This is a genomic window from Microbacterium sp. JAI119, assembly GCF_013410135.1.
GTDB classification, from domain to species: domain Bacteria; phylum Actinomycetota; class Actinomycetes; order Actinomycetales; family Microbacteriaceae; genus Microbacterium; species Microbacterium oxydans.
In genome coordinates this window covers 763,768-782,906 of sequence record NZ_JACCCK010000001.1, presented here as the reverse complement: position 1 = coordinate 782,906, position 19,139 = coordinate 763,768, and the positions used below count along the sequence as shown (strand labels likewise).

Genomic DNA, 19,139 nt, shown 5'->3' with positions numbered 1-19,139 from the left:
CATGACCACTCCCACGACCACCACGGCACCGATCCAGACGACCCAGCAGGGTCCGGCGATCGAGGTCACCGGCCCCATCCGCGACCGCTACGAGGAGATCCTCACGCCTGAGGCGATCGCCTTCCTCACCGAGCTGCACCATCGGTTCGCGTCCCGCCGTCACGACCGGCTCGCCGACCGGATGCGCCGACGCTTCGAGATCGGCAACGGGCACGACCCGAAGTTCCGCGACGACACGGCCCACATCCGCGAGGACCGGGACTGGCGGGTCGCCGGTGCCGGGCCCGGCCTCGAGGACCGCCGCGTGGAGATCACCGGACCCACCGACCCGAAGATGACCATCAACGCGCTCAACTCCGGCGCCCGCGTCTGGCTCGCCGACCAGGAGGACGCCACGAGTCCCACCTGGAAGAACGTCATCGAGGGTCAGCTCTCCCTCAAGGACGCGATCCGAGGAGAACTCTCCTTCACCGCCCCCGCCTCCGAATCCGGACCCGGCAAGGAGTACCGCGTCACCGCGGAGCGCACGCCCACGATCGTGATGCGCCCCCGCGGCTGGCACCTGCCCGAGAAGCACGTCGCCTTCATCGACCGGGCCGGCCGTCGCACCTCGGCATCCGGGTCGCTGGTCGACTTCGGTCTCTACTTCCTGCACAACGCACAGGCGCTGATCGAGGCCGGGCGAGGCCCGTACTTCTACATCGCGAAGCTGGAGTCGAGCGAGGAGGCGAAGCTGTGGGACGACGTCTTCTCGTTCAGCGAGGAGTACATCGGCATCCCGCACGGCACCATCCGCGCCACCGTGCTGATCGAGACGCTGCCCGCCGCGTTCGAGATGGACGAGATCCTGTACGAGCTGCGCGACCACTGCGCGGGCCTGAACGCCGGGCGCTGGGACTACATCTTCTCGATCATCAAGAACTACCGTGGCCGTGGGGCGCGCTTCGTGCTCCCCGACCGCAGCGAAGTCACGATGACGGTGCCGTTCATGCGGGCCTACACCGACCTGCTCGTGCAGACGTGCCACAAGCGCGGAGCCTTCGCGATCGGCGGCATGAGTGCGTTCATCCCGAACCGCCGCGACCCCGAGGTGACGGCGCGTGCGGTCGAGAAGGTGTCTGCCGACAAGAAGCGCGAGGCCGGAGACGGCTTCGACGGCACGTGGGTGGCGCACCCCGACCTGATTCCCACGGCGCAGGCTGAGTTCGACGCCGTGCTGGGCGACCGCCCGAACCAGGTCGACCGCCAGCGCGACGACGTGCACGTGGAGGCGCGCGACCTGCTCGACCTGCACATCGGCCGCCCGATCACCGCCCAGGGTGTGCGGGACAACGTGTCGGTCGCCATCCGCTACCTGGAGGCCTGGCTGCGCGGGCTCGGCGCTGTGGCGATCGACAACCTCATGGAGGATGCCGCGACCGCGGAGATCAGCCGCTCACAGGTGTGGCAGTGGATCCACCAGGACCGCACCACGCAGGACGGCACCCCCATCACGGCGGAGTACATCGAGGGGCTGATCGACCAGGTGCTCGCACAGGCGACCCGCAGCCACGGCGACCGCTACGACGACGCAGCGGAGATCTTCCGCGAGGTCGCCCTGCAGGAGGAGTTCCCGACCTTCCTCACGCTGGGCGCCTACAGCCGATACCTGATCGACGAGGACTGAGCACGAGTGGACGAGTCCCGGGCGGCAGGCAGCTGCGGCCCGGGACTCTCCCGCGTCCGGAGCCGAGGCGGCCACGCGGGCGTAGCCTGGAGGCATGACCGACGTCTGGGCGGACATCGCCACCGAGTTCCTGCACTTCTACCCGCGCGGGCGGCGGCTGCTCGCGGTGGCCGGCGCGGACGCCGAGCGCTCACGACAGGCAGGCGACGAACTCGCCACCGCTCTGACGGCGTCGGGACAGCAGGTCGTGCGCGAACACTCCGCAGAGGGCGACGAGACCGAGCTCCGCAGCGTGGTCACCGCGTTCCGGGAGGGACCGAAGAGCGACGACATCCTGCTCGTCTCCGGTCCAGCCGCCCTGATCGGCGAGCGCAGCAGGGGGATGTGGAACTACGCGCTGTGGCAGTTGGCGGGCGACGAACCGCCCCACACCGTGGCGGGTTCGATCGTCGACGTCTCCGACCCGGCACATCCGAAGCGGCGGTTCGCGGACTACTGCGCCCTGCCCGCCTCCTACGGCGCCTGACGAGAACGCTCCGGCACCTCAGCGGAAGGACGCGGCCACCGAGTTGCGGTGATAGTCGAACACGATGCTCGTGCGGGTGGAGGCGACGCTGCTCTGCGCCGAGAGGTGCTCCAGCACGAACTCGCGCATCTCGGATGAGTCCGCGACGGCGATGTGCAAGAGGAAGTCGTCGTCTCCACCCAGGAAGAACACCTGGATGACCTGGGGCAGCACCCGCACGCGATCCGCGAACTCGACGATGCTCTCCCTCCGTCCGCTCGGCCGCAGGGTCACGCCGATCACAGCCTGCAGCCCGGCACCCAGCATCCGCTCGTCCACACTCGCGTGGAACCCCGTGATCACCCCGCGGTCCACCAGGGCGCGCAGGCGGGTGTGCGCCGTCGAAGGGGCGACGCCGAGTCGTCCGGCGAGTTCGGCGTTGGTCATGCGGCCGTCCGCCGTGAGCAGCTGCACGATCTTCGCGTCGACCGCATCGAGCGCCGGCGCCCGAACGGTATTCGGCTCCGGGGCCTCCGATGTCGTCTCCATACGAAGCATTATTCAGGATCCGTGCGCAGAGCGAATCATCTTCACGGATTCTGTTGTTCTGTCGATGTTTCTGCGATCCTGAGTGCCGCACCGCATCGAACCCTGGAGGATCAATGAAGATCGGCGTCCCCACCGAGGTCAAGAACAACGAGAACCGCGTCTCCCTAACCCCCGCCGGCGCCGACCGCCTGGTGCGCGAGGGCCACCAGGTACTCGTGCAGTCCGGCGCAGGGCTCGGCTCGCGCATCACCGACGACGACTACCGCGCGGCCGGCGCCGACATCGTGGCGACCGCAGCCGACGCGTGGGGCGAGGCCGATCTGGTCATCAAGGTCAAGGAGCCGATCACTCAGGAGTACGGCTTCCTGCGCGACGACCTCACCCTCTTCACCTACCTTCACCTCGCCGCCGACCGCGCTCTGACCACCGCCCTCGTCGACGCGGGAACCACAGCCGTGGCCTATGAGACCGTGCAGCTTCCCGACCGCAGCCTGCCCCTTCTGGTGCCGATGAGCGAGATCGCGGGACGCCTCTCCGTCACCATGGGCTCGTACTCACTGCTGCGGTCGCAGGGCGGACGCGGAATGCTGCTCGGTGGCATCGCCGGCACGCCGCGTGCCAAGACCGTCGTCATCGGTGGCGGCGTCGCGGGCGAGCACGCCGCGGCGAACGCACTCGGACTCGGCTCGAAGGTCACCGTGATCGACGTCTCCCTGCCGCGCCTGCGTGAGCTCGAGCACCGCTACGGCGGCGCTCTCGAGACCCGCGCATCGAGCCGCTACGACATCGCCGAGGAGTTGAAGAGCGCCGACCTCGTGATCGGGTCCGTGCTGATCCCGGGTGCCGCCGCTCCCAAGCTGGTGACCGACGACATGGTCGCCGCGATGAAGCCGGGCTCGGTGCTCGTCGACATCGCGATCGACCAGGGCGGATGCTTCGAGGGGTCGCGCCCGACCACCCACGACGACCCCACGTTCGCCGTGCACGACTCGATTTACTACTGCGTCGCGAACATGCCTGGCGCGGTTCCCGAGACCGCGACCCGCGCCCTGACCAACGCGACCCTCCCCTACGTCTCGGCGATCGCAGGCAAGGGCTGGGAGCGTGCGGCGGCTGAGGACGCAGCGCTCGCGAAGGGGCTCAACGTGCAGGGCGGACGCATCACGCTTCCGGCCGTCGCGCAGGCGCACGGTCTCGTCGCCGGCTGACCTTCCGCACCCGAAAGAACTCCGGATCTTGGCGGCATCCCACACCTCTCCCGTCGCATCGACCCGAGTACGCTCGTAATCGTGACCGAACGCGCTCCTCTCTCCCGCAAACTGTCCGCCATCGCCGAGTCCGCGACCCTCAAGGTCGACGCCAAGGCCAAGGCCCTCAAGGCCGAAGGCAAGGACGTCATCTCCTACGCCGCCGGCGAGCCCGACTTCGCGACGCCGCAGTTCATCGTGGATGCGGCAGCCAAGGCCCTGGCCGACCCCGCGAGCTACCGGTACACGCCGGCTCCGGGTCTTCCTGCCCTGCGCGAGGCGATCGCGGCGAAGACCCTGCGCGACTCCGGACTCGAGGTCTCCCCCAGCCAGGTGATCGTCACCAACGGCGGCAAGCAGTCGGTATACCAGGCGTTCCAGGCGGTCGTGAACCCGGGCGACGAGGTGCTGCTGCCCGCGCCGTACTGGACCACCTACCCCGAGGCCATCCGTCTCGCCGACGGAACTCCGGTCGAGGTCTTCGCCGGCGCCGACCAGGAGTACAAGGTCACGGTCGAGCAGCTCGAGGCCGCACGTACCGCCCGCACCACCGCGCTCGTGTTCGTCTCGCCGTCGAACCCCACGGGCTCCGTCTACACCGCCGAGGAGACGAAGGCCATCGGCGAGTGGGCGCTCGAGCACGGCATCTGGATCATCAGCGACGAGATCTACCAGAACCTCACATACGAGGGTGTCAAGGCCACCTCGATCGTCGAAGCCGTCCCCGAGGTCGCCGGTCAGACGATCCTGGTCAACGGCGTCGCGAAGACCTACGCCATGACCGGCTGGCGCGTGGGCTGGATGGTCGGTCCGGCCGACGCCATCAAGGTCGCGGGCAACCTGCAGTCGCACCTCACCAGCAACGTGAACAACGTCGCTCAGAAGGCTGCGATCGCCGCCCTCACCGGTCCGCAGGACGAGGCCGAGCAGATGCGACAGGCCTTCGACCGCCGCCGCCAGGTCATCGTCTCCGAGCTGTCGAAGATCGACGGCCTCGTGGTGCCGAACCCGCTGGGCGCGTTCTACGTGTACCCCGACGTGCAGGGTCTGCTCGGTCGCACCTGGGGCGGTGTGACGCCGACCACCTCGCTCGAGCTCGCCGACCTCATCCTCGACCAGGCCGAGGTGGCCGTCGTGCCCGGTGAGGCCTTCGGCCCCTCCGGTTACATCCGCATGTCGTACGCACTGGGCGACGACCAGCTGCTCGAGGGCGTCCAGCGCCTGCAGCGTCTGTTCGCCTGAGTCGCGCCACGCCCCCGGCACCCCCGTCGAGACCCATTGCACTCGCCGAGACCCACTCCTGCAGTCGCTTGCGGGAGTGGGTCTCGGCGTCGACGATGGGTCTCGACGCGGGTGAGGGGTGAGGGGTGAGGGGGGATACTGGAGGTGTGGGGATGGAGGGGGACGAAGTGGAGGGTGAGGGGATGCCTGTGAGTCTGCGGGTGGCCTTCGCCATCCTGATCACCGTGACCGTGTTGATCTTCTTCGCCTCGCTCTTGGTCGCCCCCTTCCTCTGGTACTGGGGAGGAGAGTGGCGAGCGTTGCTCAGTGTGCTCCCCTTCGTACCGGTGGTCGTCTACGCGACCATCACCGTGCTCGTCACAAGAGGAAAGTCGTGGGCCCGATACGCGACCGTGCTGTTCCCGCTCCCCTTCGCGCTCTACGTCCCTGCGGCAACGGGCACGACCTGGGAGTTCCCGGTCGGCCTCGCGGCCCTCGTCCTCACCACCACGGCGGTCGTGTTGATCTTCCTGCCGTCGTCTCGTCCCTACTTCGGCAGGGACACACCTCAGTCCTCGGGGTGGAAGCCGATCAGCCAGCGGACGCCGTAGCGGTCGACGAGCGTGCCGTCGAAGTCTCCCCACGGACGCTTCTGCAGCGCGTCGATGACTCGTCCGTCTGCCGCCAGCTTGTCGTACCAGTCGGTGAGGGTCAGGGCATCCGCTGTGCCGAGGAGCGAGAGGAACATGCCGCTCATCTGCACCGCGTCGTCATCCGCACCCGCATCCGCCCCGGCGACCTCGACCGGCCCGCTCAGCTGTCCGTGCGCGACCGCGTCGCCCGGACCGTCGTGGCGTCCTGCCGTGGCATAGTCGAGCAGCTGGAGCTCACCGCCGAACACCGATCGATAGTGACCGAGCGCCTCTGCGGCGTTGCCGGGGAACAACAGGTACGGGATCAGTCCGCTCATGCCGCGAGTGTAGCCGCGACCGACGACGTGCCCTACCCCTCGACGCTCTAGAGCTCGACGCCGACGAGAACGGGCTCCGGCTGCAGCACGAGACCGAACTCGGCGTGCACCCTGCTCTGGATGAACCGCGCGAGCTCGGCGACCTCACCAGCGGTCGCGCCACCTCGGTTGGTCAGAGCGAGCGCGTGCTTCGTCGACACGGATGCGCGGGAGTGCGGCAGCTTGAACCCCTTGCGGATGCCTGCCTGCTCGATGAGCCACGCCGCGCTCACCTTGACGTCGGAGACGGCGGCCGGCTTCGACAGCGGCACCTGCCCGTCGTAGGACGCGAGCGGGATGACCGTCACGGCATCGAGGTCGGGGGCGACCGGCCAGCGCGGGCATTCCGGCGGCAGCGCTGCGGCCACGGTCGCCGTCACGATCGCGTTCTGGAAGAACGAGCCGACACCGTGGGTGTCCGGGTCGTCCGCATCGAGCAGCATGCCCTTCGATGCCCGAGTCGCCAGGATGCGCTCCCGCACCCAGCCCAGCGGAACCGGGGTGTCGTCCGTGAGGCCGAGCGCCCGACGCAGCTGCTCGCCGCGCACCACGCGCTCACCGGCGACCAGCAGGTCGACCGTCACCGAGAGGATCACGGCACGGCGCAGCGGCACGCTGCCGTGGTGATGCTTGAGCACCGAGGTGCGGAAGCCCAGCCCGAGTTCCGCGGCGGGAACGGTCGAGACCTCGCCGGTCGATTCGTCGATCAGCTCGACCTCGACCAGCGTCTCCTGGATCTCCTGGCCGTAAGCGCCGATGTTCTGCACGGGGGCCGCGCCGACGGTACCGGGGATCCCGCTCATCGCCTCGAGACCCGCGTAGCCGTGCGCGACGGCGTACGCGACGAAGTCGTCCCAGCCGTGTCCGGCCTGCGCACGCAGACGGATGCGACCCGCGTGGGGGGACGGCAGCTCGTCGATGCCCTCGGTGCGCACGCGGATGACCGTGCCCTCGAACGGCTCGTCGCCCACGAAGAGATTGGATCCGCCACCGAGGACGAACCACTCGTCGCCCCGCGCCCAGGTCTCGCGCAGAGCGTCGACCAGTCCGGAAGTCGTCGTCGCCTCGAACATCCGCTCCGGCGCCGCGCCCGTGCGCAGTGTGGTCAGCTCCGCGAGCCGGACCGCCTCGATCTCCCGCATCAGACCGTCCTCATCAGACGGCGACGCGCAACTGCGCCTTGACGAGCACGGTGGTGTCGCCGAACGTGACCTTGAGGTCGATGCGGGCGACCTCCTCGTCGACAGCGCCGACGGTGGCCACGACGGTGACATCGGCGCCCTCGACCGGGTCGACCACGACGGGCTTGGTGAAGCGCACCCCGTAATCGAGGATGCGCGTCTCCGGTGAGAGTGCGGCGACGACCACCGACGAGGCGATGCCCATCGTGAGCATGCCGTGCGCGAGCACGCCGGGGAGCCCGACAGAGGCCGCCACGTCGTCGCGGTAGTGGATGGGGTTGAAGTCCCCGGATGCTCCCGCGTAGCGGACGAGCGATTCGCGGGTGAGGTGCACGGTGCGCTCGGCGACCACGTCTCCGACGGTGTAGCCCATCAGGCGGCCCCCTCTTCCTCGGCGCTCGGCTCGGCTCCGACGAGCAGCACGCTGGTGGCGGTCACGACGTGGGCTCCCGCCGGGTCGGTGATCTCGGCCTCGCTGGTGATCATCGCGTTCCCGCCCATCATGCGGATGCCGGTGACCCGCAGCTGGGCGGTGAGCTCATCTCCTGCGACGATCGGGCGCGTGTAGGTGAAGCGCTGCTCTGCGTGGATGGTGCGCTCGAGCGCGATGCCGGAGTCCTCCTGACCCAGCAGCTGCTGAAGCGTGAGGTCTTGGATGACCATCGCGAACGTCGGCGGCGCCACGACGTCGGAGAAGCCGGCTGCGCGGGCCGCCTCGACGTCGGTGTGCTGCGGGGCGTCGGCGAAGACGGCACGAGCGAACTCGCGCACCTTCTCCCGGCCGACGAGGTACGGGGCCGTCGGCGGGAACTCCCGGCCGACCAGATCTTGGTTCACTGCCACCCCTCGATCCTACCGAGGCCGCGCCGTGCGTCAGGCCCGCAGCCGGCGCTCGGGCACGCTTCAGGCGGCCCGCGCCGACATCGCCGATCCGAGCAGGACCATCCGCATGCTGCGCTCCGCGGCGTCTCGCAGCAGCGCCTCGCCCTGCTCCACCGCCTGCTCGAGGGGCATCGGCACGGTGAGGATCGAGGCGATCGCGTCGATGCCGATGTCGTGCACGGTCGGAGCACCGACGCCCAGAGACCCGGCGATTCCGAGCACGGGGACGCCGGCGACGCGGGCGCGCATGGCGATCTCGGCCGGCACCTTTCCGCGCGGAGTCTGGAAGTCGATGGCGCCTTCCGCCGTGATGACCAGGTCGGCCATGGCCATCAATCCGTCGATCGGCTCCGGCAGCAGGTCGCTGTCCAGCAGCACCTCGAAGCGCGGAGCGAGGCGGGCGCCGAGCACTGCGGCCAGCCCGGCCCCGAGACCGCCCGATGCGCCAGTGCCTCCGCCGGTGCGCACATCCATCGCGGCACCGAACGGGCTCTGCTCCTCGAGGAGAGCAGCCCAGATGTCGAGCGCCTCGGCCAACTGCTCCACCTGCTCCGGTGTCGCCCCCTTCTGCGGTCCGAACACCCTGGCGACGCCGCGCGGACCGCACAGCACGTTGTGGATGTTACACGCGAGCACGATCTCGACTTCGCCGATGCGCGGATGGAGGCCTGACAGATCGAGGTGCACCGCGTCCCGGAGGTGCCGACCGCCCGCAGCCACAGGCGCGCCATCGCGATCGAGAATGCGGGCCCCGAGGGCTTCGAGTGCGCCCGCGCCCCCATCGCTCGTCCCCGAGTCGCCGCAGCCGACCACGATCCGCTCGGCACCCGAGTCCAACGCGGCCGCGATCAGCTCGCCGACACCGTGGGTCGTGGTCGCACCGGGGTCGCGGCGGTCGCGCGGCACGAGTCGCAGCCCCGCGGCGGATGCCATCTCCACCACGGCGGTTCCCGAGCCGCGCCCTCCGAGCCGCGCCCACTGCGCGTCGACCGCGTCGCCGACGGGCCCCGTCACCCGGGCGGCGATGAGTTCGCCGCCCGTCGCCGCGGCGAGCGCGGCTGCCGTGCCCTCCCCGCCGTCCGGCACCGGATACTCGTCCACCTGCACGCCGGGGATGACCCGACGCACACCGGCGGCGATCGCCTGCGCGACGGCCTCGGCGCTCAGGCTCTCCTTGAATCCGCTGGGTGCGACCAGGATGCGCTGCGGGATGTGGATGGACACGATTCCTCCTTCTGCGCCCGAACGGGCGACGAGCGCCCGGTGTGCGGGCACGACGAGCACCGGTGCACCGGCGGCGCACGCGGAGTGAAGCGGGTGGGTGAACGGGACGCTGCGGGTCAGAGCAACAGAGGCAGCCCCATCGACGGCCATACCCAGAGGGCGAACACCGCGACGAGCACGAACATCGCGGGAGCCAGTACCACCGAGAGTCGACGCAGATCCAGCGGACTGAAACCACCGCTGACGATGTCGGGGTCAGCGAACATCGCGACGGGTTTCGCCGAACTGGGAAGCGTGTGGCAGAAGCCGGCAGCCGCTGTCGAGGCGAAGGCTGCAGCCATCGGTGAGACGCCGAGGGCGGGAGCGAGCGCGACCACGACGGGGATGATCGCCGCGGAACGGGCCGACCGCGAGGGGATCAGCAGATGCGCCGCCGTCGAGATCGCGATGACGACGAGCACGAAGGCCACGGCCCCTGCAGCGCCGAGTCCACGCAGCGGTGCGAGCGCGGACGAGCTCAGCCACGCGGCAGCGCCCGTGGTGGTGAGCGCGGACGCCAGCGCGAGGGTGGCCGCGAGGAACAGCAGCAGCGACCACGGCACGCGCTTGATCGCGGCGGGGAACGTCAGGCAGCCGATCCCCGGCGTCACGGCGGCGACGGCCCCGAGGAGCGCGACCAGGGCGGGCGACAGATGGTGCAGCGGCTCGGTGGCCCAGAGCAGGATCACCGCCCCCAGCAGCAGGGCGGCTCGTCGCTCCAGGGTGCTGAGCGGCCCGGTCACGGCCGTCGACGCGGAGCGGCCGATCTCCGCAGTGCTCAGTCGAAGACGTGTGGTGCGGTCTTCGCTCCGGGTGAAGCGCCAGAGGATGATCTCGCACGCCAGGTGCGACGACACCACGGCGAGCGGCAGTCCGAGCCAGAGCCAGCTCGAGAACGTGAAGCCCTCCTCCCCTGCGGCGCGCAGCAGCTGGTCCGTGACGATGTGTGCTCCGGCCCCGAGCAGCGAGCCGACAGCCGACAGCAGCACCACGGTCGGCATCAGGAGCGCCAGCGCACGGATCACCCTGTCGCGTCCGGGAAGCGCGGTGGCGACCGCGGTATGCACGGGGACGGCGAGCGCCGCCCGCCCTGACGTCGCCGGCACGGCGAAAGCGGTGAGCGTGAGCGCGACCGTCATGAGGTGGAACAGGCTCCGTGGACCCCGCGCGAATCGCAGCAGGTGGGCGGCGCCACGCAGTGCCAGCCCCGAGGTGGCCACCGCGGAGGCGATCACGAACGCCCCGATGAGCAGCCAGATCGTCTCGTCGCCGAGCGAGGCGAAGAAGTCGCGTGCCGGCAGTACCCCGGTGACGATGAGGGCGATCGCGGCGAGGAAGGCGACGAGTGTGTCGTCCAGACGCGTCGAGGTCCATGCCCATACGGCGAGCAGGAAGACCGCGAGCGTCACCGCGATCGGCAGGGTGGGCGCGCCGCTCCCCGGCGATCGGGTCAGCGCGGCCAGGAGCATCGCGCCCCCGGCCGTCAGCACGAGCCCGAGCGCGACCGCTCGGAGCGCACCCGCGCGCCCGAGCCGCCGGCGCACGGATCGGCGTTCGACGGGCAGCGGTCGGCGCTCGGGCGGCATGGTCGCGAAGCGTGCCCGCTCGACCACCGCCTCCCCCACGGGTGACGTGTTCTCGGAACGAGTGTTCATCGGAACCGGTATCCCGCCCCGCGCACGGTCTCGATGCGGTCGACGCCGATCTTGCCGCGCAGCGCCCGCACGTACACGTCGACCACATTGGAGGCCGGATCGAAGTCCATCCCCCAGACGTGACCGATCAGCTGGTCGCGCGACAGCACCTGACCGGCGTTCTGCAGGAACACCTCGAGCAGCGCGAACTCACGCGAGGTGAGTTCGCGCATGTCTCCGTCGACCGTGACGGTACGGGCCCGCACATCGACCCGCACATCGCCGTGAGTGAGCACCGGACCGGCAGTCCGCCCCTCGCCGTCGCCGATCCGCAACCGCACACGTGCGATGAGTTCAGCGAACTGGAACGGCTTGGTGACGTAGTCGTTGGCCCCGCTCTCCAGGCCGCGCACGGTGTCGATGACAGAATCGCGGGCGGTGAGGATGATCACCGGCGTCGCGACGCCCTCGCCACGAAGGTTGGCGAGCACGTCGAATCCGTCCATGCCCCCGAGCCCGATGTCCAGCAGCACCAGGTCGAACGTACCGCTGCGCGCCATCAGCAGGGCGGTGTGTCCGTCAGCGGCCTCGGCTGTCTCGTAGCCGGCTGCGCGCAGACCCCGCCGCACGAACGAGGTGATGTGCGGGTCGTCTTCGGCGATCAGGATGCTGCGCATCTCACTCGCTCCTCTCTGATGCGGACTGTGGCCGCACGGTGGTCGGGGCGGGGAGGTCGATGCCGAAAGTGGCCCCTTCCCCGAAGACGCTGTCGACCCAGGCTGAGCCGTCGTGCCCGTCGGTGATCGCCCGCACGATCGCGAGTCCGAGGCCCGAACCGCGGCGTGCGCCGGAGCTGTCTCCGCGGGCGAAACGCTCGAAGATGCGCTCGGCGTCAGCCGCTGCGACCCCGGGGCCGCTGTCGCGCACCCACAGCCGCAGTCGGCGTTCGCCGCGCTCGCCGTCGAAGCGCGAGCCGATCAGGATGCGGTCACCCTGCTCCGTGACCTGCACCGCGTTCGCCGCGAGTTGCAGCACGGCCTGGGTGACCCGCTGCGGGTCGAGAGGCGCTGTGCCTTCCGCCACTTCCATGAGCTGCCAGCGGCGATCACCGAGGTTCTGCGCCTTGGCCTCGATGTCGAGGGTGAGGGCGGCGACGTCGCAGTCGGCGACGCGCACGAAGTCGGGCTGCTCGGCACGGGCGAGGACGAGCAGGTCGGTGACGATGCGGCTCATCCGGTCGAGCTCGTCGCTCACGAGTCGCAGGGTCGCCGCCCGCTCCTCCGGCTCCTCGCTCAAGAGCTCCAGCTGCCCGCGGACGATCGTGATCGGCGTGCGCAGCTCGTGCCCGGCGTCGTCGACGAACCGCTGCTGCGTGGCGTGCACGGCTTCGAGGCGGTCGAGCATCTGGTTGAAGGTGGTTGCCACGGCGGCGATGTCATCTGTCCCGTCGACCGGCACCCGCGCGGAGAGATCGTGCTCGCCGATGTCGCGGGCGACGCGGTAGACCTCACGCACGGGGGCGAGGATCTGGCCGGCCACGAGCCAGGCGACGCCTGAGCTGAGCACGATGCCGATCAATGCGACCCACGCGATCGTGGTGAACCCGGCATCGACCTGGGATCGCGCTTCCTGCGTGTACTGCACGATCAGGACGGCACCGGCGCGGTCGCCTGCGGTGAATTCCAGCCTCCCCCAGCGCAGGGGCCCCGCGTCCGGCGCCTCCATCGCACCGGAGGACGCCGACTGGCCGAGCAGACCGGTCACGAGCGCTTCTCCCCCTGGCACGGCGGAGAGCGCGGCAGGATCCGTCGCCTCCACCCGTCCGTTCGCGACGGCGATCACCTCGCCGCCGACCGACGCGACGACGACCTCGTTCTCGTGCACGGACTGCCGGGCGACGTACTCGCTGACCAGTTCCTCCGGGGTGGTGTGGCCGCTGACCGCGGCGTCCTCCGCGAAACGGGCGAACTCCGCGGCCTCCTGCTCGATCTCCGCATTGGCGGACTGCTCGACACCCGCGAGGAAGATGCTCCGACCGATCATGCCGACCGCGAGCAGCGTGATCGCGCTGCTGAGGATGATCCACAGGGTGATCCGCCAGCGCGCGGGCAGGGTGCGGCGGCGCAGCGTGCGCAGCGGCGCACCGGTCGATGCGGAGACGTGGGGGATCGCTCGCGCATTCCGCGGCGCCGCGGAGCCGGCGCCCTCGAGGTCGAGGGGCAGCGTGGGCGCATCAGTCATCGTCGCCGCCGTCGTCGTCATCGTCGTCACCTGCGGGCGGCGCTGGTGGCGCGGGAGCAGGGGCCGGAGCAGGGGGTGGGGCAGGTGCGGGAGCCGGTACGACCGGAGCTGGTGCGGGTGCCGGTTCCTCGCTCGGCGCCGGCGGTGCCAGCTGCACCGTGACGGGCTCGGAGGGGATCTGCGGTGACGGCGGCATCTGCGCCAGCACGACGCTTCCGACCGCGAAGGCGACCGGGATCGCGATCAGCGCGCCGGTGGCGAGAAGGCGTCGTGGGGTGGTCATGTCCCCAATGATGCCCGTCGATGATGATGCGCAGATGAGCCGTGGATGAAGATCCTTTCATCCACGCGGGGCTCAGGCGCGCTTACGACCCTTGATCGCCTTGATGGCCATCTGCACCGCGATCACGACCAGATATGCCGCGAACAGCATGTTGCCCAGGGTGGGGTCGACGATGGTGGCCAGCCACGCGCCGAGAGCTGTCGTCGTGCAGGCGGAGACGCCGATGAGCAGCGCCGCGAGCAGATCGACGTTGCGGTTGCGGAAGTTCCCCACGGTGCCCGAGATCGCCGTCGGGATCATCATGAGCAGCGAGGTGCCCTTGGCGACCAGGTCGCTCGTGCCGAAGGCCAGCATCAGCACGGGGACGACGATCACTCCGCCGCCGACGCCGATCAGCCCGGCGAGGATACCGGTGCCGACGCCGACTCCGACGAGGGCGAGGCCGCTCAGCCAGGAGAGTTCGAACACGGCATCGCGCGACGGGATCACGAGGAAGAGGCTGACGATCACGACGACGAGGAAGCCGACGAAGCCCCAGCGCAGGGCGGTCTGCGAGATGCGCGGCAGCAGTCGTGTGCCGATCTGCGCCCCCACCACGGCACCTGCGGCGAGGATGATCGCAGGGATCCAGGCCACCGATCCGGTCGTCGCGTACGAGATCACTCCCACGCCGGCGGTCGGCACGATCGCAGCGAGCGAGGTGCCGGCTGCAAGGCGCTGATCGAAGTGCAGCAGGAGCACCAGCAGCGGGACGATGACCGTGCCGCCTCCCACGCCGAAGAGACCGGAGAGGAGGCCTGCGAGAAGGCCGATCCCGATGAACGCCGTGTAGGCACGAGGCCCTCGTGCGGGAGCCTGGGCATCATTCACCGGATCAGCCTACTCGCGGCCTCCTGTCCGCTCGAATCCGCTCCCGGATCAGACCTCGGAGTCGGCCTTGATCGGCACGGCGATCGACTCGGTGAGAGCCTGCTCGTACCGGCGCTGACGGCGTCGCAGCCACAGGCCCCCGACGATCAGCAGTGCGAGCACCCCGTAGGCGATGGCGGCGAACGGCTGCATGACCAGCGTGCTCAGGTCGCCCTGGCTCAGCTGCAGTGCCTTGCGCAGCTGCTCCTCCGCCATCGGTCCGAGGATCATCCCGACCACGAGCGGCGCGACGGGGTATCCGTATCTGCGCATGAAGTAACCGAGGATGCCGACGATCAGCAGGATCACGATGTCCGACGGTGAGCTGTGCAGCGCATACGCACCGAACACCGCGAACAGCAGGATGCCCGCGTACAGGTACGGCCGCGGGATCTGCAGCAGCTTCACCCACATGCCCACGAGCGGAAGGTTGAGCACGATCAGGATGACATTGCCGATGTAGAGGCTCGCGATGAGCGCCCACACCAGATTCGACTGGCTCTCGAACAGCAGCGGCCCCGGCTGGATGCCGTAGGACTGGAACGCGGTGAGGATGATCGCCGCGGTCGCCGTGGTCGGCAGGCCCAGGGTGAGCAGAGGCACCAGCACACCGGCCGCGGCGGCGTTGTTGGCCGACTCGGGCCCGGCGACCCCCTCGATCGCGCCGCGCCCGAACTCGTCCTTGTGCTTCGACAGCTTCCGCTCCGTCGCGTAGGACAGGAACGTGGCCACGTCCGCGCCACCGGCGGGGATCGTCCCGATCGGGAACCCGATCGCGGTGCCCCGCAGCCAGGGCCTCCAGGACCTGCGCCAATCGGACTTCGTCATCCAGGACCGCCACCCACGGGTGACCGGGATCACGTCGATGCCGCCGTGTCGCAGTCGGGCCGCGATGTAGAACGTCTCACCGACCGCGAACAGCCCGACCGCGACCAACACGATGTCGACGCCGTCGGAGAGCGCGGGCAGGCCCAGCGTGTAGCGCTGCTGACCGGAGAGCCAGTCGGTGCCGACGAGCCCGAGGAACAGGCCGACGCCGAGCGAGAGCATGCCGCGCGAGATCGAGCTGCCGATCAGCGCACCGACCGTGATGAACGCGATCACGATGAGGGCGACGTAGTCGGCGGGTCCGAGGTTCACCGCGAACTGCGCGAGCAGCGGAGCGAGGAGGGTCAGCCCGAGGGTCGCCAGCGTGCCGGCGATGAACGATCCGATGGCGGCGGTGGCGAGGGCGGCGGCACCGCGTCCCATCCTGGCCATCTTGTTGCCCTCGATGGCCGTGACGATCGAGGCCGACTCCCCCGGGGTGTTCAGGAGGATGCTCGTGGTCGAGCCGCCGTACATGCCGCCGTAGTAGATGCCCGCGAAGGTGATCAACGCGGCGGCGGGGTCGAGCGTGTAGGTGAGGGGCAGCAGCAGCGCCACCGTCATGGCGGGGCCGATACCGGGGAGCACGCCGACCGCGGTGCCCACGAAGACTCCGAGGAAGGCGAACGCGAGGTATTCGGGCTGCAGCGCGGTCGCGAAGCCCTCCAGGAGCAGAGTCCAGCTGTCCATCAGAACATCCTTCCGAGCCAGCCGAGGGCCGGTCCCCACGGCAGCGACAGACCGAGCAGACCGCCGAAGACGACCTGGATCACGAGCGCCACGACGATGCCGACGAGGAACGCCATCCACCACCGCTTGGCGGCGAGCGACCACGCCACCCCGCCGAACAGCAGGGCTGCAGCGGGTGCCCAGCCGAGGGGTTCGATCAGGAGCAGGTGCGCGACGACGAGGCCGGCCAGCTTGGCGAGGGTGACCCAGTCGGTGGGCAGACTCTCATCGATGTCTTCCGCCTCCTCGGCACCGCCGCGCTCCCCGCGCAGCACGCCGACGAGCACAGCGACCGCGGAGGCGAGCAGGATCACGGAGACGAAGATCGGGAAGACCGTGGGGCCGGCCTTCATGCCGACGGGGACATGGATCAGGAAGATGCCGACGACGGCGAAGACACCGAGCGCGACCATGATTCCGGCGAACACGAGTTCGCCGACGGGGACGGAGGGAGAGCGGCGTGCGGGCCGACCGCCGTGGTCGACCCGCACCCCCTGCTCCCCTGTCCCCGACGATGCGGGGACCGTCATGTCACTGCACCAGACCGATGTTCTTCAGCGTCGCGGTGACCTCTTCGATGTTCCCCGTGAGGAACTCGTCGAACTCCTCGCCCACCAGGAACGCGTCGGTCCAGCCCTTGGTCTCGAGCTGCTCCGTCCAGGCTTCGGACTCGTGCAGTTCGGTGATCACCCGCACGAGCTCGTCCTTCTCGCCGTCGGAGATGCCGCCGGGAGCGATCACCCCGCGCCAGTTGGTGAGCACCACGTCGTAGCCCTCTTCTGTGATGGTCGGTACATCGGGAAGCTGCGACACCGGCTCGTCGCTGGACACCGCCAGGGCCTTGAGCGCGCCGCTCTCGACGTGCTGGGCGAACTCGCCCACCCCCGAGATGCCCGCAGCGACCTTGCCGCCGATGAGGAGCGGAACGGCCTCCCCGCCGCCGGAGTTCGGAGTGTAGTTGAGCTTCTCCGCGATCTCGGCGCCATCGAGCCCGGCCTCCTCGAGCATGAGTCCGGCGAGGATGTGGTCGGCGCCGCCCGCGGAGCCGCCCGTGATCGTGACGGACTGGCCGTTGTCGACGATGTCGTCCACGAGGTCTTCCAGGGTGTCGTACTTCGAGTCGGCCGGCACCACCACGACGAGCGGCTCGTCGGTGAGCCGGGCGATCGGGGTGGTGTCCTCGATCCGCACCGCCGAGGCGTTGGTCTCGACCGCGCCGACCATGACCAGCCCCATCACCATCAGCGTGTTCGGGTCCTTCTCGTTCGCGAGCTGCGCGAGGCCGACGGTGCCGCCTGCACCGCCGACGTTGGTCACGGGAGCGGAGGTCACGAGGTCGTCCTGGGTGAGCACCTGCGAGAGGGCACGTCCGGTCTGATCCCATCCACCACCGGGGTCCGCCGGCACGACGATCGACACGTCGGTGATCGCGGCGACCTCGGCTTCCCCTCCCGCGTCGTCGGTCGCTGCGCTGCCTCCGGCGCACGAGGTGAGTGTGAGTGCGGCCACCGCGGCCAGGGCGGTCCACGTTCCGATGCGTGCGTTCTTCATGTGCGCTCCTCCTTGAGCGTTCGTGATGCTGTGGATCCACCATGGAGGTCGGAGTACCGGTGCTCCAGCTTCGGAAACCATTGGTCGGAGTTTCGGAACTATTGGTCGCGAGCGGCTCCCGACCCCGCTCGCGCCCCACTCGTGGAGAGGCCAGAATGAGCACGTGGCCTCGAAGATGACGCTCCGCGTGCAGTTGCTCGTGCTGCAAGCGCTGATCGTGTTCCTGGTGACCCTGGCGACCGGCATCGTGGCTGGAGCGTTCCAGGAACAGGCACTCCGCGAGGCCTACAAGGATCGGATGCAGGCCGTCGCGCAATCGGTCGCCGCCCTCCCCACGGTGCACGCGGCCTTCGACGACGTCGAGCCGTCCGCCGTGATCCAGCCGATCGCCGAGGTCATCCGCGAGGCATCCGATCTCGCCTACGTCGTCGTCGCCAACGAAGAGGGCATCCGCTATTCCCACCCGAACCCCGACCGCATCGGCGAGAAGGTCTCCACCGACCCGTCGATCCCGCTCTCGGGCGAGATCTACGTCGGCACGCAGACCGGCACGCTGGGCACCTCCTGGCGGGTCAAGGTGCCCATCCGCGACGACGAGGGCGACGTGATCGGCACCGCGTCCGTCGGCATCCTCGAGTCGGAGCTCAGCGAGGAGTTCTCGTCCAACCTGGTGTGGTTGATCTCCGCCATGCTGGCCGCCGCGGTGCTCGGAGTGTTCGGATCCGCGTGGGTGACCTCGATCATCCGTCGGCGCATCTACCGTCTCGAGCCGCATCAGATCGCCGCCCTCGTCAAGAACCAGGAGACGACGTTGCACGGTCTCAGCGAAGGGGTCATCACGGTGGACGACGGCGGACGGATCACGCTCGTGAACGACGCCGCCGCCCGCTTCCTGGGCCGAGACGCGGCTGACCTCGACGGTGAGCCCGCCGCCGACGCGCTCGGCGAGGAGCTCACGACCGTGCTCCGAGAGGGCGAGTCGGCCGGACGGCCGGTGATCGTGGGGTCGCACGTGCTCGTCGCCCGGAGCACCGGAAGCGATGCGGGCACCGGTGGCATCGGCGCGACGCTCCTGCTGCGCGATCACACCGAGCTGCACGACGTGGTCCGCCGCGTGGAGGCGGCGGATGCCATCATCGCCTTCCGACAGCGGCTCGGCCTGCCCAAGGGCCTCAGCGCGGAGACGCTCGACCGGGTCTCCGCCGCCCTCGTCGCCCGCCCCGATGCGTCGGCGACCGAGATCGGCGAAGACCTCGACATCTCGCGCGTCAGTGCCCGCCGCTACCTCGAGCACCTCGCCGCGTCCGGCAGTGCGACGCGCTCCCTCGACTACTCGACCAAGGGCCGCCCGAGCACCCGGTATCGCGCCGCCGTCTGACTCTCGGACGTACGCCATTCCCCT

At 69.7% G+C, this 19,139-nt stretch carries 20 protein-coding genes; 6 read left to right on the top strand and 14 right to left on the bottom strand.

The features are described from left to right. The first annotated feature begins 1 nt into the window (after position 1). Together aceB and HDC31_RS03820 are read left to right on the top strand one after the other, a co-directional pair. A complete protein-coding gene (gene aceB / locus HDC31_RS03825) occupies positions 2-1,666 on the top strand; it encodes a malate synthase A (RefSeq protein ID WP_113681101.1) in 1,665 nt (554 codons plus the stop codon). Between the two features lie 94 nt (positions 1,667-1,760). Then, positions 1,761-2,192 (top strand): hypothetical protein, encoded by a 432-nt coding sequence (locus tag HDC31_RS03820; RefSeq protein WP_179515828.1) that lies wholly within the window; start codon positions 1,761-1,763, stop codon positions 2,190-2,192. Between the two features lie 18 nt (positions 2,193-2,210). Here HDC31_RS03820 and HDC31_RS03815 read toward each other — a convergent pair whose 3' ends face one another. Next, a complete protein-coding gene (locus HDC31_RS03815; RefSeq protein WP_082682732.1) occupies positions 2,211-2,729 on the bottom strand; it encodes an Lrp/AsnC family transcriptional regulator in 519 nt (172 codons plus the stop codon). A 104-nt stretch (positions 2,730-2,833) separates the two neighbouring features. On the opposite strand from HDC31_RS03815, the gene ald reads away from it, so the two are divergent. From ald to HDC31_RS03800, 3 genes are all read left to right on the top strand, one after another. Next, the gene (gene ald / locus HDC31_RS03810; RefSeq protein ID WP_113681100.1) at positions 2,834-3,928 is read left to right on the top strand and encodes an alanine dehydrogenase; all 1,095 of its coding nucleotides are present in this window, start codon (positions 2,834-2,836) and stop codon (positions 3,926-3,928) included. Positions 3,929-4,009: 81 nt separating this feature from the next. Next, positions 4,010-5,209 (top strand): pyridoxal phosphate-dependent aminotransferase, encoded by a 1,200-nt coding sequence (locus HDC31_RS03805; protein ID WP_113681099.1) that lies wholly within the window; start codon positions 4,010-4,012, stop codon positions 5,207-5,209. Positions 5,210-5,391: 182 nt separating this feature from the next. Further along, positions 5,392-5,799 carry a hypothetical protein gene (locus tag HDC31_RS03800; RefSeq protein WP_147251296.1) on the top strand — a complete coding sequence of 136 codons (408 nt, stop codon included), beginning with the start codon at positions 5,392-5,394 and terminating at the stop codon, positions 5,797-5,799. Here the strand turns inward: HDC31_RS03800 and HDC31_RS03795 are convergent. From HDC31_RS03795 to HDC31_RS03735, 13 genes are all read right to left on the bottom strand, one after another. Next, a complete protein-coding gene (locus HDC31_RS03795; RefSeq protein WP_058632594.1) occupies positions 5,757-6,158 on the bottom strand; it encodes a VOC family protein in 402 nt (133 codons plus the stop codon). The genes HDC31_RS03800 and HDC31_RS03795 overlap by 43 nt on opposite strands. Positions 6,159-6,205: 47 nt before the next feature. Beyond that, the gene (locus HDC31_RS03790) at positions 6,206-7,339 is read right to left on the bottom strand and encodes a UDP-N-acetylmuramate dehydrogenase (protein ID WP_179515827.1); all 1,134 of its coding nucleotides are present in this window, start codon (positions 7,337-7,339) and stop codon (positions 6,206-6,208) included. Positions 7,340-7,352: 13 nt separating this feature from the next. Next, on the bottom strand, positions 7,353-7,751 hold the full coding sequence (locus HDC31_RS03785; RefSeq protein ID WP_058632592.1) for a MaoC/PaaZ C-terminal domain-containing protein: 399 nt from the start codon (positions 7,749-7,751) through the stop codon (positions 7,353-7,355). Next, complete coding sequence (locus HDC31_RS03780) at positions 7,751-8,221, bottom strand: MaoC family dehydratase N-terminal domain-containing protein (protein WP_061018537.1); 471 nt, start codon at positions 8,219-8,221, stop codon at positions 7,751-7,753. Before HDC31_RS03780 ends, HDC31_RS03785 begins: the two co-directional genes overlap by 1 nt. Positions 8,222-8,281: 60 nt before the next feature. Further along, positions 8,282-9,484 carry a glycerate kinase gene (locus HDC31_RS03775; RefSeq protein ID WP_179515826.1) on the bottom strand — a complete coding sequence of 401 codons (1,203 nt, stop codon included), beginning with the start codon at positions 9,482-9,484 and terminating at the stop codon, positions 8,282-8,284. A 116-nt stretch (positions 9,485-9,600) separates the two neighbouring features. Then, positions 9,601-11,178 (bottom strand): SLC13 family permease, encoded by a 1,578-nt coding sequence (locus HDC31_RS03770; RefSeq protein ID WP_218867298.1) that lies wholly within the window; start codon positions 11,176-11,178, stop codon positions 9,601-9,603. Further along, the gene (locus HDC31_RS03765) at positions 11,175-11,834 is read right to left on the bottom strand and encodes a response regulator transcription factor (RefSeq protein ID WP_046747831.1); all 660 of its coding nucleotides are present in this window, start codon (positions 11,832-11,834) and stop codon (positions 11,175-11,177) included. Before HDC31_RS03765 ends, HDC31_RS03770 begins: the two co-directional genes overlap by 4 nt. Position 11,835: 1 nt before the next feature. After that, complete coding sequence (locus tag HDC31_RS03760; RefSeq protein WP_179515825.1) at positions 11,836-13,398, bottom strand: ATP-binding protein; 1,563 nt, start codon at positions 13,396-13,398, stop codon at positions 11,836-11,838. Beyond that, the gene (locus HDC31_RS03755; protein ID WP_179515824.1) at positions 13,391-13,681 is read right to left on the bottom strand and encodes a hypothetical protein; all 291 of its coding nucleotides are present in this window, start codon (positions 13,679-13,681) and stop codon (positions 13,391-13,393) included. Before HDC31_RS03755 ends, HDC31_RS03760 begins: the two co-directional genes overlap by 8 nt. A gap of 72 nt (positions 13,682-13,753) precedes the next feature. Next, positions 13,754-14,551, bottom strand: a complete 798-nt coding sequence (locus HDC31_RS03750; protein WP_046747829.1) for a sulfite exporter TauE/SafE family protein — start codon at positions 14,549-14,551, stop codon at positions 13,754-13,756. 48 nt (positions 14,552-14,599) lie between these two features. Then, positions 14,600-16,147 carry a tripartite tricarboxylate transporter permease gene (locus HDC31_RS03745; RefSeq protein WP_113680412.1) on the bottom strand — a complete coding sequence of 516 codons (1,548 nt, stop codon included), beginning with the start codon at positions 16,145-16,147 and terminating at the stop codon, positions 14,600-14,602. Further along, complete coding sequence (locus HDC31_RS03740; protein WP_218867297.1) at positions 16,147-16,716, bottom strand: tripartite tricarboxylate transporter TctB family protein; 570 nt, start codon at positions 16,714-16,716, stop codon at positions 16,147-16,149. The genes HDC31_RS03745 and HDC31_RS03740 overlap by 1 nt, the downstream gene beginning before the upstream one ends. Before the next feature lies 1 nt (position 16,717). After that, positions 16,718-17,737, bottom strand: coding sequence for a tripartite tricarboxylate transporter substrate binding protein (locus HDC31_RS03735; protein ID WP_113680411.1), 1,020 nt, complete (start codon positions 17,735-17,737; stop codon positions 16,718-16,720). A 163-nt stretch (positions 17,738-17,900) separates the two neighbouring features. Here HDC31_RS03735 and HDC31_RS03730 point away from each other — a divergent pair, with 163 nt between their 5' ends. After that, the gene (locus HDC31_RS03730) at positions 17,901-19,115 is read left to right on the top strand and encodes a PAS domain-containing protein (protein WP_141368707.1); all 1,215 of its coding nucleotides are present in this window, start codon (positions 17,901-17,903) and stop codon (positions 19,113-19,115) included. Positions 19,116-19,139: the final 24 nt, after the last annotated feature.